This window comes from Pseudoglutamicibacter cumminsii (genome assembly GCF_003143995.1).
GTDB classification, from domain to species: Bacteria; Actinomycetota; Actinomycetes; order Actinomycetales; family Micrococcaceae; genus Pseudoglutamicibacter; species Pseudoglutamicibacter cumminsii_B.
In genome coordinates this window covers 54,781-70,914 of record NZ_QFWG01000010.1, presented here as the reverse complement: position 1 = coordinate 70,914, position 16,134 = coordinate 54,781, and the positions used below count along the sequence as shown (strand labels likewise).

Sequence of the window (16,134 nt, the reverse complement as noted above, 5' to 3'; positions counted from 1 at the left end):
TGAGGGGGATCCCATGAAGGTTCTGGCCGCGATGTCCGGGGGAGTGGACTCCGCCGTTGCCGCCGCGCGCGCAGTTGAAGCCGGCCACGACGTCGTCGGCGTGCACCTTGCGCTGTCCCGCATGCCTGGAACCCTGCGCACCGGCTCCCGCGGTTGCTGCACCATTGAGGACTCGAACGACGCATTCCGTGCGTGCGAAACCCTAGGCATCCCGTTCTATGTGTGGGACTTCTCGGAACGGTTCAAGGCCGATGTGTGGATGACTTCATCGACGAATACGCCGCGGGCCGCACGCCTAACCCGTGCCTGCGGTGCAACGAAAAGATCAAATTCGAGGCGCTGCTGGATAAAGCGATCGCACTGGGTTTCGATGCGGTGGTGACTGGCCACTACGCCCGCGTTGATCAGGACGAGGACGGCCGCCCAACCCTGCACCGCGCCGCCGACATGGCCAAGGACCAGTCCTATGTGCTCGGGGTTCTGCGTGAAGATCAGCTCGCGCACTGCTGGTTCCCGCTCGCGCATGCTCCTACTAAGGCGGAGGTGCGCGCTGAAGCTGAACGCCGCGGGCTGGGTGTGGCCGAGAAGCCTGATTCCCACGACATCTGCTTCATCCCAGACGGCGACACCCGCGGCTGGCTCGCGGAACAGATAGAGATGCAGCCAGGCAAAATCATCGACCAAGAAGGCGCTCAGGTTGGCGAGCACGAAGGCGCTCAGGCGTTCACCGTGGGTCAGCGCCGCGGGCTTGCGATCGGCCGCCCAGCTCCCGACGGCAAGCCACGCTTCGTGCTGTCCATCCGCCCGAAAACCAACGAAGTCGTTGTTGGGCCTAAAGAAGCGCTCGCCGTGGATCGGCTGAGCGGCATCCGCGTCTCCTTCGCGGGTGCGGAGCCTGCCGAGGCCGCGCATGGTTCGTGGATGGACGTCACCGTTCAGGTTCGCGCCCACGGAACCCCGATCGCGGGCCGCGCCCGCTGGGTTGACGATGAGGAACACGGCCGCCGCGTAGAAGCCGAACTGGACGAGACCCTTAACGGTGTTGCGCCAGGCCAATCGATGGTCCTCTACACGGGCGACCGCGTCATCGGGCAAGCAACAATTGCGTCAGCTCATTCATCTACGTGGAATCCGGAGTCCCTCCCTGCGTAAGGTGAGGATATGAGCGAACAGCAGCCAGACATCGTGACCAACGAGTGGGATCCGTCAGCATCCTCACTGCCTGACAGTGTGGACCCTGCCGTGATGCAGGAGCTGTTGCGGATCCGCGGCAGCATCGACAACATCGACGCCACGCTCGTGTATCTGCTGGCCGAACGGTTCAAATGCACCCAGCGGGTCGGCCACCTCAAAGCCGAACACCAACTGCCGCCGAGCGACCCGGGCCGTGAAGCCGCACAGATCGCCCGACTGCATTCGCTCGCTCAAGACGCGCAGCTAGACCCGCAGTTCGCCGAGAAGTTCCTAAACTTCATCATCGCCGAGGTCATTCGCCACCACGAAGCGATCTCCGAACAACGCAACTGAGTTCGTTTTGTCAGGCTGGCTTTGCAGGTGACTTCCACATCTTCACTGTCCTCGGACGCTGGGCGTCCCGTCGCATGCGCGCCGCTGGTCCGCACGCGTGAACCGTTGCGTGCAACCCAGGTTCTCAACGAGGTCTTCGGCGGCCTCGACGGCGGCCCGCATGTTCTCCCTCTGCCGGAATCTGCCGGCGACACCGCGTGGGAACGCACCATCACGCATCTGGCCGATCTACCCGTGGACCTCACGGTTCACGGGTGGCGGCTGACCGGCTCCCGTGCCAAAGCGGGGATTGCGATGCGCCGCGCGGCCCGCGGGTTTAACGACCTCATCCAACGCACAGCGGATGACGCCCAAGACGCCCCGCTCGGGAAGCGCCTCGTGACCGTGATGGGCCCCGCGACAGTGATGTGCCGGTTGGCTCTGCCGAGCGGCGAACCCGTAGCGAGTGACCGTGGCGCCCGCATCGACATCGCGCAAGCCTGGCGCGAAGGGATCACGGAACTGGTTCCTGCGGTCGCATCGTTGCCGGGCGCGCAGCCCGTTGTGCGGATCATTGATCCCGATGTCGAGCTAGCGTTCGCGGGGAAGTGGCGTTCCAGCTCGGGTTACCGCACTCTGCCGCCGCTGGATCAGCAGTGGTGGGAATCCCTCATGGCCGATGCGGTGGAAGGAATATCGGCTCAGCCCGCCGCGCCGGAGGTGTGGGTTCCCGAAGCGGCGCGCGGCCGCGAGAACGCGGTGGCCAAAGCGGTTGCGAAGGCAGTCGAGAAGTCAGACGCTAACGCCGCGGTTGGTTTCGAGGTCGCCGCGTGGCCAACAACGGCCTACGATGCGGAACACCTTTTGGAGACCATCGAAGCCCTTCCCGACGATGATGAGGCTTATGCCGATCTGGTGGTTCCACTACCCAAGAACGCTGTAACAGCAAGCGCGGCTTCCGGGACAACCCAGCCCCTTTCACGCACAGCTGAGGATCTGTTGAAGCCGCTACACCAGGCCGGGATGGAACCCCGACACCTGCGCGCCATGACACTGCAAGCCAGCTTCGGCTACACAGAAACATTGCAGACCAACGCGGCAACCGCATCGGCCACCGCAACCACCGCATCGGGCCCCGCCGCCGCATCGGAACTCACCGACCTCGAGCTGGGCCGCGGCCTCACGAAACTCAACGACCTAGCGCAAGCCTTCACCGACATCGCGCACAGTTAACCCAAGCGGCATTTACGCGTTGATCGCATAGGATAAGAGGTGCGCCGGGGAGCACTCGGCGGTATCCGAGCGTCACTAGTGGGGGAATGCGGGGGACAATGAAGGGACACATCCTCGTCGTTGATGACGATGAAGCGTTGGCGGAAATGATCGGCATCGTTTTGAAAAACGATGAGCACGATCCCGTGTTCTGCCATGACGGTATGAAGGCCGTGGATATGTTCCGCCGCACCGAACCCGACCTCGTGCTACTTGACCTCATGCTTCCGGGTAAAGACGGCATCCAGATTTGCCGTGAAATCCGCGAAGAATCCGATGTCCCCATCATCATGCTCACCGCTAAATCTGACACACAGGACGTTGTGCGTGGGCTTGAGGCAGGGGCTGACGACTACATCCCTAAACCGTTCAAACCAGCCGAACTTTTGGCGCGCGTCCGGGCCCGCCTGCGTGGCGGCGGTCAACGCCACGACGGCAGCCAGCTCACCGTCAAGGACATCACGATCGACGTAGCCCGGCACACCGTTTTCCGTGGCAACGAACAGCTCCAGCTGACCCCGCTCGAGTTCGATCTGCTCTCCACGATGGCCCGCAAACCAGGTGAAGTGTTCACCCGCGAAGACCTCCTCAACGAAGTATGGGGATACCGCGAAAGCGCAGACACCCGCCTGGTCAACGTGCACGTCCAGCGTCTGCGTTCCAAAGTGGAACGCGACCCTGAAAACCCAGAGATCGTTTTGACTGTCCGAGGGGTCGGGTACAAGACCGGCCAGAACTAGCTCGGAAGGTAAGCGAGCACCCTTGCCCAATCGTTACTTGGTCCGCAGGCATCGCCGCAGCACGGTGGTGCCTGACCCGAGCGTGCACTCAAAGTGGGATCCACGCCGGTGGCTGGGCGTCGGGTTGCGGTTGTGGCGGCGTTCCGTCCAGTTCCGCACCGTCGTGATCACGGTGGTGCTGGTGGGGCTCGCAGAAGTTATTGTGGGCGGCTTCCTGAGCATCCAGATCTCCAAGGGCCTCTTCCAAGAACGCCTCGAACAGGTCTCCGCTGAAGCGACCAGGGGCCTCGAACAAGCCGATTCCTCGTTCTCGTCCGCATCTACCACCAATGCGAACGCGGCATCGACCCTCGTCATGGACACGCTGCGCGGCATGCAGGGCGACGGCGTGGCGGTGCGCCGCGACGTCGTGTTCCGGCTCCTTCCAGGCGCCTCCGCTTATTGGGTTCCGGGCCAGGACACCTCAGCGGAAGCATCGAGCGCCATCACCGATGAGCTGCAGAACCAAGTGGCCGCCGGCTCCGACATTTACTGGCAGTCCGTTGCGCTTCCGGGAGAGAAGGACCAGGTCAAGCCGGGGGTTGCGTTCGGCAAGCGCGTCACGGTTCCTCCTGGCCGCGACTACGCACTCTTCCTCGTGTACGACTTCTCGCAGGTCGCAGACACGCTCGTACTGGTTCAGCGCGTGCTGATCGCTGGCGGCGCGATCCTGTTGCTCACCATTACGGGTATTTCTTGGTACGTGGCTCGTCGTTCGCTTCAGCCGGTTGCGGAAGCCGCGCAGACAGCGGAGAAGGTTGCCGCGGGCAAACTCGAGGAACGCATGAAGGTGCGTGGCCAAGACGAGCTCGCCCGCTTGTCCACGTCCTTCAACAGGATGGCGGACTCGCTCGCCGAACAGATTGTGCAGCTTGAAGCGCTGTCGCAAATGCAGCAACGGTTCGTGTCCGATGTGTCCCACGAGTTGCGTACGCCACTCACCACGGTGCGTATGGCGGCGGAGGTTCTGTACCTGAGCCGCGACGAATTCAGTACAGTCAACGCACGCTCAACTGAGCTTCTGTACGACCAGGTTGAGCGCTTCCAGGGCCTGCTCAATGACTTGCTCGAGATTTCGCGTTTCGACGCGGGTGCGGCACAGCTAGCGGAAACGAAAACCGATGTTGAAGCGGTCGTATCCCGCGCAATGGCTACCGCTCAGCCGTGGGCCGAGAAAGCCGGCTCGAGGGTCAAAATCACGATCGTTGGTGCCGAGAAAGGCCAGCGCGGGGTCTACGCATCGATGGATCCTCGCCGCATCGAACGCATCATCCGTAACCTCATCCTCAACGCGGTTGAACACGGCGAAGGCAACCCGATCGAAGTGTTCATAGGTGAAGATTCCGATGCGGTGGCGGTCGCGGTACGAGACCACGGCATCGGCCTCAGCGAAGAAGACGCGGTGCGCGTGTTTGAACGGTTCTGGCGTAAAGACCCAGCCCGCGCACGCACAACCGGTGGTTCGGGCCTCGGTTTGTCCATCGCACGCGCCGACGCGCAACTGCACGGAGGGGCGCTTGAGGCCTGGGGTAAACCGGGCGTCGGCTCGACCTTCCGCCTCACTCTGCCTAAAACCCTCGGTGCAAAAATCGCTGAGTCCCCGCTACCGCTGGGCCCATATGGCAAGGAGATCGGCGCCGTTGAAGCCGCGGTGGCCGCGGAAGCGGAGGAGAGCAAGTCCGCAGAAGACAAGGCCGTAACCGCGGGTGCCGCGACAGAGGACAAGAACGATCCGGCAAGCACTGAGGGAAGTGAGGCGCGATGACCTCGTCGACGTCACCTAACCACAGCGCACACAGCGCAAACCAGCGGGCAGCGTCACCGAGCTGGCGCATCGTGCTGATGTCCGTGCTCGCCGTCGTGCTTGCAACAGTGCTCGCCGCGTGCACAAGCATTCCCACTTCCGGGCCAGTGGGAACCTACGCGCCAGAGGATAAAGACGGCAACGAACACAGCTACACGTTCGATGTGCCAGGCCCGTCCCCGGGGGATTCGCCGGAAACGATCGTGAGGGGCTTCCTTGCCGCGGGCGTTTCAGCGCAGGACGACTGGGCGGTTGCGCGCAGCTTCCTGACCGCGGAACGGTCGCCGCAGTGGAACCCCACTAAAGAAGTCATCGTCACGGATTCAACGCCAAGCGTGAACCGCTCAGAAGAAGGCCAGGGCACGCTGGTCGCTAAGCCTCGCGTGCTGCGCACCGTCGATGCGTACGGCGTTCAGAACGAGAACCCTAACCCTCAAACCCGCACTCTTGAGTTCGAGCTATTGAAGGAAAACGGGGAATGGAGGATTTCCCGGGCGCCCGATGGCGTGGTCGTTGAATCTCAGATGTTCCAACGGGCCTACGAATCGGTCACGCTCGCGTTCTATAACCCGCAGTTGACCGCTGTTGTGCCGGATGTTCGGTGGTTCGCGCGTCGCCAGGGCATGGCTACCGCCGTGGTGACGGCATTGCTGCACGGACCAGCACCGTATCTTGAGGGTTCCGTTTCGAGTGCTTTCCCTAAGGATGCGGGGCTTGCCAGGCCTACTGTCCCGGTTCAGGATGGCCTGGCGCAGGTTGATGTTCCGGAAGAAGTCGTCTCTAGTGCCGACGATCGCCAGCGCAGCCTCATGATGCGGCAGCTGGATTTGAGCTTGAGCGAGGTGCCTTCGGTTCAGAAGGTCTCGATGTCGGTCGACCAGCAGGAACTCAAGGTTTCGGCCGATGCTGAACGTAATCCTCCGGTGGTTGAGCCGCAGGTTTCGGACAAGCTCGTGGGGCTTCAGAACGACCTGTTGGTGCGCGCGAATGAGTCGGGTAACCGGCTTGTCGATGTGCAGTCAACGCTTGGACCTGGTCTGAGTTCGCCGGCGATGCAGCCGGGCAGCGATGTTGTTTACGCTGTTTTGGCCGCGCAAAAGACCAGGCTTTTGTCTGTTGATGGAAGCACGGGTTCGTACCGTGAACTGCAGACTGGGCCGGTCATGACGGCGCCGTCGATGGATGGTTTCGGCTGGGTGTGGACCTCGGATGCTGATGGTGTTGTGGCTTATGACTCCGCGAGCGGCAAATCGGCCCGCATGGATCTTGACCTGAAGCCCAATAGCACTGTGACGTCGGTGCGGGTTTCTCCTGATGGCGCTCGGCTTGCTTTCACGTTGACGGATGCGGAGGGGGAGCGTCTGCTGGTTTCTGGTATTCAGCGTTCTAAGAGCGATCGCCCTACCGGTTTGGCGAAGCCTCTCAAGGTCAAAACGACCTCGAAGCCTACCCGTGTGCAATGGATTGGTGCCTCGGATTTGGTGGTGTACAAGCCGGATCCGAAGTCTCGCGTAGATGTTGAGCAGGTCTCGCTTTTGGGTGAGACGAAGATGTGGCGTCAGCCTTTGCTCGGGATGACTCATTTGACGGTGGGCGCGGGACAGGATGCTGTGTATGCGGAGAACGCGGATGGCGTGTATCAGCGGACTTCGAACGGTTGGAAGCAGGTCCGCCGGGACGATCATGAGCTTTCGTACGCTGGCTGATGGCGCGGGCTGGTGACACCGGTTCTAACCCACTGCGATGATCCACAGCCGTGAGTTTGGGGCGTTCTATCCACATTTTCTGTGACCCGGCCGTTGCGGTGTAGTGGCACGCGATGCTGGATGCATGACATGGCGTGAAGCAGCCGATGCGGCGTGGTTTGGTCCTGTGGTGAGCGCGGCGCGCAACGCTCTGAACGAAGCAGCTTTGGCGATTCTTCCGTCCCGGTGTGTGGGATGTTCATCCGATGCCGGCCCGTTGTGTGTCGAATGTGGGTCGGATTTGGGGCGGGCGCTGTTGCATCCGTCTGTAGTTGATGATCTGAGGGAGCTTGACGTTTTAGCTCCGCAGCATCGGGCGCCGGTTGTGGCCGCGGCGGCCTATTCCGGGGTTGTTTCGAATGCATTGCTGGCAGCGAAAACCCGGGGTGGTCTTGGACTGATCAGGCGTTTTCGTCCTGCAGTGGATCGGGCGTGGAAGCTGATGCGGTCGGTTACTGAACGCGGGCCAGTCGCGGTTGTTCCGGTTCCGTCGAAGGCTTCATCGGTGCGTGCGCGTGGATTCTCACCGGTCGAGGAGCTCTTGCGGGAGTCTGAGGTTCAGTCGGTTATGAACTTCTTGAGGGTTCGAACACTCACGAGCTGGGGTTTGACGCGGCAGGGGCCACAGAAATCGCGTGGTCGCAGCGGGCGGAGCGCGGCGGTCAAGGGGCAGTTTGCCATCGACCAGGCCGCGCTACAGAACGCGAAGCGGCGGGACCGGCACGGAAGGATCCCACGCAGGGTCGTGTTGTTCGATGATGTTATGACGACCGGGTCAACTCTCGCCGAGGCTGCTCGAACTCTGAGGGCTCAGGGCTTTACGGTTGTTGGCGCGTTCTGTGTCGCGTGGGTCAGGCCTCCCTGTGGAACTGCAGCCGTCAGCGCAAGTGAAGAGACCGAAAATAAGCCACCCGCTTAACTTGCTTCCAATACGGTTCAAACAGGTGCGAAACACGGTGTGACCGATGTAACTTTAAGCATGGGCTTGAGTTCGAGGTAGAGCCTCTAGCCAAACCCATCACCTGGCGTCAACGGCGGTGATGAGTTCATAGTCTTCCCGCCGGACCGTCACCGGGTGCTGTTTCGGAATTGAGGGAGGACCTCTCATGGATGTCAACGTCATTGGCCGCAACGTCAGCGTTACGGACCGGTTCCGCGAATACGCCGAGGATCGTGCCGCGAAGGTTGAGCAGCTTTCCCCGAGGGCACAAACGATCGATATCAAGGTTTCCCGCCAACCTAACGCTCGCGTCGCTGATTCCGAAATGACCGTCGAAGTCACCGTCATCGGCCCGGGGCCGGCGGTCCGCGCTGAAGCTCACTCCTCTGAGAAGTTCTCGGCCTTCGACCTCGCGTTCGCAAAGCTGCTTGAGCGTTTGCGTCGCGCTCGCGACAAAGCCAAAGACCACCGTCGTAATGACCGCGCACTGAGCCAGCCGATCGACCCTGAGTCAGTGCCAGCAAGCGATAAGTCCCTGCTCGAACAGGTAGAGGAAGCCCGCCGCGCAGAAGAAGTTGGCGACGTCCCGGTTGAAATCCGCCGCAAGCGTTTCCCAGCCGTTCCGATGACCGAAGACGACGCCGTGGACAACATGGAACTCGTAGGCCACCCGTTCTACCTGTTCCTCGACTCTGAGACCGGCTTGCCTTCGCTCGTCTACCGTCGCCGCGGATGGTCCTACGGCGTGATCGCCCTGGACGAGAACCTCACCGAGGTATCCAAAGACGGCATCAAGACCTACCGCAGCTAACGACCGCATCGGAATTTAGTGTTCCCATAACAGTGGGGCAGTAGAATTCTAGTAACTGTCATTCAGGCTAATGGCGGGGGATTTTCAGGAATCTCCCGCCATTGGCTTGGGGTAAAAACGTATTCAACGCGTAAGATGGCGAAGGGCCGGTAGATTCCGGTCGCTTCGTCATGGGGGAGAAAACACGTGGCCAATCTGTTCGAGCGCATCTTGCGAGCTGGCGATAAACGCATTCTGAAGCGTCTGCGTTCTTACGTCTCACAGATCAACGCACTCGAAGACTCCATCAAGGAGCTCACGGATGAAGAGCTGCAGTCCATGACGGACCAGTTCCGTGAACGGCATGAAGCGGGCGAGAGCCTCGACGACCTCCTCCCTGAAGCGTTCGCGGTGGTGCGTGAAGCGTCGCAGCGCACCCTGGGTATGCGTCACTTCGACGTCCAGTTGATGGGTGCCGCGGCCCTCCACTTGGGCAACATCGCTGAAATGAAGACCGGTGAAGGTAAGACGCTCGTTGCAACCGCGGCTGCTTACCTCAACGCGATCTCCGGTAAGGGCGTCCATGTTGTGACGACCAACGACTTCCTCGCAAACTATCAGGGCGAGCTCATGTCCCGCCTCTACCGTTTCCTCGGTATGAGCACGGGCGTTATCGTTTCGAACCAGCCGCCTTCGGTGCGCCGCCAGCAGTACGCCGCGGACATCACATACGGAACCAACAACGAGTTCGGCTTCGATTATCTGCGTGACAACATGGCGTGGTCCATGGATGAGCTGGTTCAGCGCGGCCACAACTTCGCGATCGTCGATGAGGTTGACTCGATTCTGATCGATGAGGCCCGTACTCCGCTCATCATTTCCGGCCCGGCGCAGGGTGACGTGAACCGCTGGTACAGCGGGTTCTCCAAGCTCGTGCGCGGCATGAAGATCGACGAGGACTATGAGGTCGATATCAAGAAGCGCACGGTGGGTGTCAAGGCTTCGGGTATCGACAAGGTTGAGGATTACCTCGGCATTGAGAACCTGTACGAGTCCGCGAACACTCCGCTGATCGGTTTCTTGAACAATGCGATCAAGGCGAAGGAGCTGTTCAAGCGGGATAAGGACTATGTGGTCATGGACGGCGAGATCATGATCGTCGATGAGCACACGGGCCGTTCGCTTCCTGGTCGCCGTTATTCGGAGGGCATGCACCAGGCGATTGAGGCGAAAGAGAACGTCGAGATCAAGGCTGAAAACCAGACCTTGGCGACCGTGACGTTGCAGAACTACTTCCGCCTCTACGACAAGCTCTCCGGCATGACCGGTACCGCAGAAACCGAGGCGGCGGAGTTCAACAACACCTACAAGCTCGGCGTGGTTCCGATCCCAACGAACAAGCCGATGCAGCGCATCGATAAGCCGGACTTGATCTACAAGAACGAGATCGCGAAGTTCGAGGCTGTTGCTGAGGACATCGAGGAACGTCACCGTTCAGGTCAGCCGGTTCTGGTTGGTACGACTTCGGTTGAGAAGTCCGAGTACTTGTCTCAGAAGCTCGCGAAGCGCGGTATCCGCCACGAGGTTTTGAACGCTAAGCAGCACGAACGCGAAGCTGCGGTTGTTGCTCAGGCCGGTAAGAAGGGCGCGGTTACGGTCGCGACGAACATGGCTGGCCGTGGTACTGACATCATGCTCGGCGGTAACGCTGAGTTCTTGGCTGTCACTGAGATGAAGAACCGCGGCTTGGATGCCGATGTTGATCCTGAGGGTTACCAGGCTGTCTGGGATGAGGTTTTCGAGAAGTTCCAGGCCCAGTGTGAGGCTGAGGGCGACGAGGTTCGTGAGCTCGGCGGCTTGTATGTTCTGGGTACGGAGCGTCACGAATCGCGTCGTATCGATAACCAGTTGCGTGGTCGTTCGGGCCGTCAGGGTGACCCGGGTGAGTCCCGTTTCTACTTGTCGATGTCGGATGAGCTGATGCGTCGCTTCAACGCCGGTATGGCGGAGCGCATCATGAACTCGCCAAGCATGCCGGATGACATGGCGCTTGAATCCAAGATGGTTTCGCGTGCGATCGAGTCGGCTCAGCGTCAGGTTGAGTCTGTCAACACGGAGCAGCGTAAGAACGTCTTGAAGTATGACGACGTGATGAACCGTCAGCGTGAGGCGATCTATGCTGACCGCCGTCAGATCCTCGAAGGTGAGGACTTGGAGGAGCGTATGCAGCACTTCATTGAGGATGCTGTTGGCGCGATGGTTACGGAAGCGACCCTGGCGGGCGAACCGTATGACTGGGATCTTGAGGCGCTGTGGAATAACCTGCGTGTCCTGTACCCGGTTACGTTGACTCCGGAAGACCTCATCGAGGAGGCCGGTGGTGATCAGGGCGGCCTGACTGCGGAGATGCTCAAGGAAGAGATCGTCTCTGACGCGTTGGTCGCGTACGAGCGCCGTGAAGAGTACTTGGGCGCTACGACGATGCGTGACTTGGAACGCCGCGTTGTGTTGTCTTCGATTGGCCGTAAGTGGCAGGAACACCTCTACGAGATGGACTATCTCAAGGAAGGTATTGGCCTGCGTGCGATGGCCCAGCGTGACCCGCTGGTTGAGTACCAGCGTGAAGGCTACGAAATGTTCGAGGCCATGATGGAGGGGATCCGTGAGGACTCGGTTTCCTTGATGTTCCACGCAGAGGTCGAACCTGGCCACGACGCCGGTGAGGCTAAGGGCGCTGGTCTGATGGATTCTGAGTCCAGCCAGGAAGATCTCGAGTATTCGGCTCCGGATGAGTCTGGTGAGGCACGCACTCGCCGCACCCGCTCCAAGAAGGATGAGCCTAAGGTGACCGGTAAGCAGGCGCGTAAGGCTAAGAAGAACGCTAAGAAGCGCCGCTAGGGTTTTCATATCAGCGCTGCGCGGTTATCGGCGTTGCAACAAAGCGGGCTCGCGCACCGAAAGGTGTGCGAGCCCGCTTGCTTAACTACCTCGGGCCTAGCCGATGGGGGGGTAGGCATGCTTACCCCGTGTGCCCTTCAGCTTTCACCCGATCTGGACATCCGTGCACCGGAGCCTGCGGCCGTGTGGTTTCAGGGTGAAGGCGATGGCGCGGACTCCTCGTGGGGTGAGGATGCTTGCACAGCATTCGAGTGTGGGTAGCGCTTCGCTACTAGGGCTACGGTATTGGGCTTGCACGTGGGTTGAAAGCACGCCTAGGGTGCGCCACGGCCATGGGGTTCCTTTAGCTGCGGAGGCTTCGCGTTCCCATCCGGCGCGGTTTTGTACCTTGTTGAGAGGCATGAGTTCGAACCACCCTGCCAAGGCGAGGGAAGGGCGTCGGCCGGAAAGCACATCGGCGATTGCTTGAGCTATGGTGCGGGCGAGCTGTTGATGCGCCGGAGACCCTGGTCTCACGGAAGAATCTGGTTGCGCTGTAGTCGGGGTGCCCGAAGTGGTGGAGCCTGCAGCGGGGCCGGCTGTGGCTGGGTCGGATGGGGCAGGGAACGGCGTGACGTTCGTTGCGGGATCGAGGCGTGGTTCGCAGAGTGGTGCGGTGGTCATGGGAATCCTTCGGTGTGAGTGCGCCCTTAGGCAGGGATGAGTAGTTCTTGTCCGGGCTGGATGAGGTGCGGGTTATCGCCTAGCAGCTCGCGGTTGCTGTTGTGCCACCGCTGAGTTTCTTTGGCGATCTGTTGTGGAGTTGCTCCCGGGCCGAGGTGTCGGGCGGCGAGGTCCCAAAGCGTGTCTCCCGTTTTGACGATCACCGTGTCGGCTCGGGCGGGTGTCCCCATGCTCCGCGGTAGTGGGACGGGGTCGGCTTTCTTGACGGTGAAGGCCGCGGCCTCTTGCTGTGTAGCTTCTTGCTTTGCCGGCGTGGCCGCTTGCTTGCCGTCGATGGGGAAGGCGGCTGATGCAGAGGGCGTGGCCGTTGTCGCGTTGGTTTCTTGTGTGCGGGTTTCTTGTGTGATGACAGTCGTGTCCGGTGGTGGTCCGGCGTGCGATGGTGTTGGCGCTGTGAGGATGAGGCCGGCGGCCAGCGCTGATGCGCGGGGAACCCATCGGTTCCAGCGTTCGGTACGAACGCCGAGGGCATTGAGGCCGCGCAGTGAGAGCGCCAATGCGTGGTTGAGGAGGAAGTAGAGGCTGATGAGGCACAAGCTCCATGCGCCGAGGCGTGCGATGAGTAAGTCTGGCGATTCGGCGTTGGGGAACCAGGGCCCTAGAGCAGTGAGTGCGGGCGTTCCGATCGCGAGCCCGGCCACGGGGGCGAGCCATGCCGCGGTGATGTGCAGAGACGAAGGTGAAGACGTCAGGTTTCTCGGAAGCCTTCGTGAAGCGTTAGGTGTCATCGGTGGTCATTCCTTCGAATAGTAAGAACCTATGTTCGTTTGCTGTGCTTTGATTCTGTTTGATGTTTTCCGTTGGTGTCAAGAGGGGGTTTTGCGTGGTGGATTTTCAGTAGGCTGTGGGCATGCGTTTCGACGACCTGTTTGAGGACATGTCCCACGAATTGCTCGCGGGGCAGTGGCAAGAGATGCGCGCTGAGGCAGGCGAACTTGCCCGGGCTGAATATGCGCGCCGCGATTTCTTGACAGAAGTAGCGGGAGCGCAGGTCAAAGTCCACGTGACCGGACATTCTTTTACAGGGAAGGTCGCCGCGGTTGGTTCCGGGTGGTTCGGGATTGAGTCGGCGCGAGAGTCGTGGCTTTTCCCTGATCAAGCAGGCGTGTGGGTTGAGGTTCTCGGCTCTACTGCAGGGGTTGGCTCCGTGCCCCGTACTGAAGTGCAGCCCCGCAATACAGCACAGTTCCGCAATGCAGCACAGTGCCGGAGCACTAAGGCGCCGTGGAAGTCCGCGCTGCGCGCCGTTGGTCGGGATCGGCAGAGTGTGCGTTTCGTTTTGTCCGACGGGGTTGTCGGTAGCGGCTTGATTGTTGCGGTGGGTGGGGATTTTGTCCGCATGCAGGCGCAGGTGGGTGGCTCGGCGTCGCGGTCGTTGGTGCTGGTTCCTCTGGGCGCGCTTGCTGCGGTTTCGGCTGTTTCAACGATCTGAGTGCCCTCGCCCCGGCAACGGAGCGGTATAGCTGTGTGCGATCTGTGTCCGGGATGTTGGATTGCGCCGCTTGTTACCTCTTGTTGTGTTTCGCGTTGGTCGTTATCGTCAAATCATCTTGAAGAATGCCCTCGATGGGCGTGACGTGTTTGAGGTGGCTATGAGCGATCGCGGTGGTTCTGCTGGGTCGGTTTTGAGGTGGCAGCCGGCGAGCTGGCGTGACCCGAGGTTGGTGATCGGCGTTGTGCTGGTTGTCGCTTCGATCTTGGGCGTCGTCTTGCTGGTGCGTTCGGTGACTCGCACGGAAACGTACATGGTTGCGGCTCATGATTTGGCCCCGGGCACTGTTCTCACTGAGAAGGATCTGGTTCCGGTTGAAGCGCGCTTGGCTGGGCCGGGTGAGCGTTATGTTTCGCGTGATGTTCCGGTGGCTGGCGCGACGGTGAGCGATTACGTTTCGAAGGGCGAGCTGTTGACGCGTCGCGCAATCGAATCGGATGTGCCTGCCTATTTGCGTTCGTTTTCGTTGACGGTCGAGGGCCCGTTGCCGGCGGGTGTCAAGGTTGGTCAAGGCGTGGATGTGTATGTCACGCCGAAGGTTGCGGAGGCAGACACCGAGCCGCAGCTCGCGTTGTCCGGGGTCCGGGTAGTGAAGGTTGAGCGCGCGGATTCTGGTTTCGGGGCTTCGCAGGGGCATGTTTTGGAGGTTTTGATCCCGCGTGATGAAGTCTCCGCGATGGTGGGCCACATCGCGCGTGAGAGCGTTGTGAGCGTGGTTTCTGCGCCGATTGCGGCGAGTGCTGCGGGGGAGTGACCGTGAGCTCGTCTGTTGTTTTGTTTGGCGAGTCGCCCGATGTTTTTGCTCGTTTGGAGTCTGAGGTCGGGTTGGTCACGGTCGTGCGGGTGTGCACTGATGGGGCGGAGCTGTTGGCGACGCTGGCCGCTGGCTTGGCGCGGTATGTGATCGTTGTTGATCAGTTTGACGATGTCGATAGTGGCTTGGTCGATGCTGTTCACGCCGCGGGTGGTCGTCTTGTCGCGGTGACCGACGATGCGAAGGCGGCTTCGCGTTTGTTTCGGCTTGGTGTGGGGTCGGTAGGTTCTTCGGCTTCCGCTGAGGTGATAGCGGAAGCGTTGTCGCGGGCGGAGCCTCTCAAGAGGCGTGGGCGGCGTCGTGCTGAGACCGTCGATGAGTTCGAGTCCGTAATCCCGGACGACCTTTCTCAGCTTCACGGGGTAGAGCCGCGCACGGGTCTGCCACATCTCTCGGACATCGAAGATCCCGCGAACGAGGAAAACCAGTCCAGCCAACCCGAGGGCATCGAACCTGAAACGGTCCAGCGCGAGCCGGGCCGCATCGTCGTGGTGTGGAGTGGCGCTGGAGCGCCGGGCCGCAGCTTTCTATCGATCGAACTGGCGACGGAAGCGGCGCTCGCCGGGAAGTCTGTGACCTTGGTGGATGCGGATACGCGGGCATCGAGCATTGCGGCGCGTCTTGGGATGCTCGGGGAGACGTCCGGAATTGTGCGGTTGTGCCGTTCGGTTGAAGCGGGAACGTTTTCACCGAATTCGGATACGGACGCGCATGCGCGGGTCCGCATCGGGAAAGCGATCTTGCGCGTCACCACGGGGCTTCCTCGTCCGAGCCGCTGGCAGGAGGTCGGGAAGGCCGCGCTCAAGCGGAGTCTTGAGGCATTGCGGGAGGCATCGGAGCTTGTGATTGTGGACGTTGCGGCGCCTGCTGATAATGATCAGGACATCGCGTTCGATACGTTCGCTCCGCAGCGTGATGATGCGACGCTCACGGCTCTTGAGATGGCTGACGATGTGGTGGTGATCGGTACTGCGGATGCGGTGGGTTTGCCGCGGCTGATGCGTGCGGTTGGGCAGGCGCCGGAGCTGACGCAGGGCCGTATCTCTGTGGTGGTGAATCAGGTTTCTAAGGGCGCGGCGCGTGGCGTCAAGCTCGCATGGGAGAGGTTTGGCCCTAAGGGTTTTCGCCCGGAGGTTTTCATCCCGAAAGATGATGCCGCGGTAGAGCATGCGTTGGATGCAGCGACGGCTTTGAGCCATGCCGCAGCGAGGTCTGCGGCACGTGGAGCGATCCGGGATTTCGCTTGTAGCTTGTGTGAGTGTGGAGAGAATCTGGAAACTCCCTTAAAAGCTGCACGCGGTGGGCTGTTTAAGGCTAGGGTGAAGGGAGCCCCAAGTGTGACCGGGGGCACCTAATAGAGGCCGTTGTTGC

13 protein-coding genes and 1 pseudogene are annotated in these 16,134 nt (G+C 61.0%); 12 read left to right on the top strand and 2 right to left on the bottom strand.

The genetic code is table 11. From position 1 onward, the window contains the following. Positions 1 to 13 precede the first annotated feature (13 nt). The 9 genes and pseudogenes from mnmA (at position 14) to secA (ending at position 11,734) form a co-directional block, all read left to right on the top strand. Positions 14 to 1,152 (top strand): annotated as a pseudogene (gene mnmA / locus CAY35_RS07845) (tRNA 2-thiouridine(34) synthase MnmA). A gap of 9 nt (positions 1,153 to 1,161) precedes the next feature. Beyond that, complete coding sequence (locus CAY35_RS07840) at positions 1,162 to 1,527, top strand: chorismate mutase (protein ID WP_109304076.1); 366 nt, start codon at positions 1,162 to 1,164, stop codon at positions 1,525 to 1,527. 27 nt (positions 1,528 to 1,554) lie between these two features. After that, the gene (locus tag CAY35_RS07835) at positions 1,555 to 2,739 is read left to right on the top strand and encodes a hypothetical protein (protein WP_109304075.1); all 1,185 of its coding nucleotides are present in this window, start codon (positions 1,555 to 1,557) and stop codon (positions 2,737 to 2,739) included. A 98-nt stretch (positions 2,740 to 2,837) separates the two neighbouring features. Next, complete coding sequence (gene mtrA, locus CAY35_RS07830; RefSeq protein ID WP_109304074.1) at positions 2,838 to 3,518, top strand: MtrAB system response regulator MtrA; 681 nt, start codon at positions 2,838 to 2,840, stop codon at positions 3,516 to 3,518. A 22-nt stretch (positions 3,519 to 3,540) separates the two neighbouring features. After that, complete coding sequence (gene mtrB / locus CAY35_RS07825) at positions 3,541 to 5,322, top strand: MtrAB system histidine kinase MtrB (RefSeq protein ID WP_146191950.1); 1,782 nt, start codon at positions 3,541 to 3,543, stop codon at positions 5,320 to 5,322. After that, positions 5,319 to 7,067, top strand: coding sequence for an LpqB family beta-propeller domain-containing protein (locus CAY35_RS07820; protein WP_109304072.1), 1,749 nt, complete (start codon positions 5,319 to 5,321; stop codon positions 7,065 to 7,067). Before mtrB ends, CAY35_RS07820 begins: the two co-directional genes overlap by 4 nt. Positions 7,068 to 7,191: 124 nt before the next feature. Continuing rightward, positions 7,192 to 8,025 (top strand): ComF family protein, encoded by an 834-nt coding sequence (locus tag CAY35_RS07815; protein ID WP_109304071.1) that lies wholly within the window; start codon positions 7,192 to 7,194, stop codon positions 8,023 to 8,025. A 187-nt stretch (positions 8,026 to 8,212) separates the two neighbouring features. After that, on the top strand, positions 8,213 to 8,857 hold the full coding sequence (hpf, locus tag CAY35_RS07810) for a ribosome hibernation-promoting factor, HPF/YfiA family (RefSeq protein ID WP_258265700.1): 645 nt from the start codon (positions 8,213 to 8,215) through the stop codon (positions 8,855 to 8,857). A 186-nt stretch (positions 8,858 to 9,043) separates the two neighbouring features. Next, positions 9,044 to 11,734 (top strand): preprotein translocase subunit SecA, encoded by a 2,691-nt coding sequence (gene secA, locus CAY35_RS07805; RefSeq protein ID WP_109304069.1) that lies wholly within the window; start codon positions 9,044 to 9,046, stop codon positions 11,732 to 11,734. A 144-nt stretch (positions 11,735 to 11,878) separates the two neighbouring features. On the opposite strand, the gene CAY35_RS09510 is transcribed toward secA, so the two are convergent. Together CAY35_RS09510 and CAY35_RS07800 are read right to left on the bottom strand one after the other, a co-directional pair. Then, entirely contained in the window at positions 11,879 to 12,397 is a 519-nt protein-coding gene (locus CAY35_RS09510; protein ID WP_146191949.1) for an Rv3235 family protein, read from the bottom strand. 26 nt (positions 12,398 to 12,423) lie between these two features. Next, on the bottom strand, positions 12,424 to 13,185 hold the full coding sequence (locus CAY35_RS07800) for a LysM peptidoglycan-binding domain-containing protein (RefSeq protein ID WP_109304068.1): 762 nt from the start codon (positions 13,183 to 13,185) through the stop codon (positions 12,424 to 12,426). Between the two features lie 122 nt (positions 13,186 to 13,307). Between CAY35_RS07800 and CAY35_RS07795 the strand changes: the two genes are divergently transcribed. From CAY35_RS07795 to CAY35_RS07785, 3 genes are all read left to right on the top strand, one after another. Further along, entirely contained in the window at positions 13,308 to 13,889 is a 582-nt protein-coding gene (locus CAY35_RS07795) for a hypothetical protein (RefSeq protein WP_146191948.1), read from the top strand. A 160-nt stretch (positions 13,890 to 14,049) separates the two neighbouring features. Further along, entirely contained in the window at positions 14,050 to 14,703 is a 654-nt protein-coding gene (locus CAY35_RS07790) for an SAF domain-containing protein (RefSeq protein WP_146191947.1), read from the top strand. Between the two features lie 2 nt (positions 14,704 to 14,705). Beyond that, positions 14,706 to 16,118 carry an AAA family ATPase gene (locus tag CAY35_RS07785; RefSeq protein ID WP_109304065.1) on the top strand — a complete coding sequence of 471 codons (1,413 nt, stop codon included), beginning with the start codon at positions 14,706 to 14,708 and terminating at the stop codon, positions 16,116 to 16,118. The last annotated feature ends 16 nt before the right edge of the window (positions 16,119 to 16,134 follow it).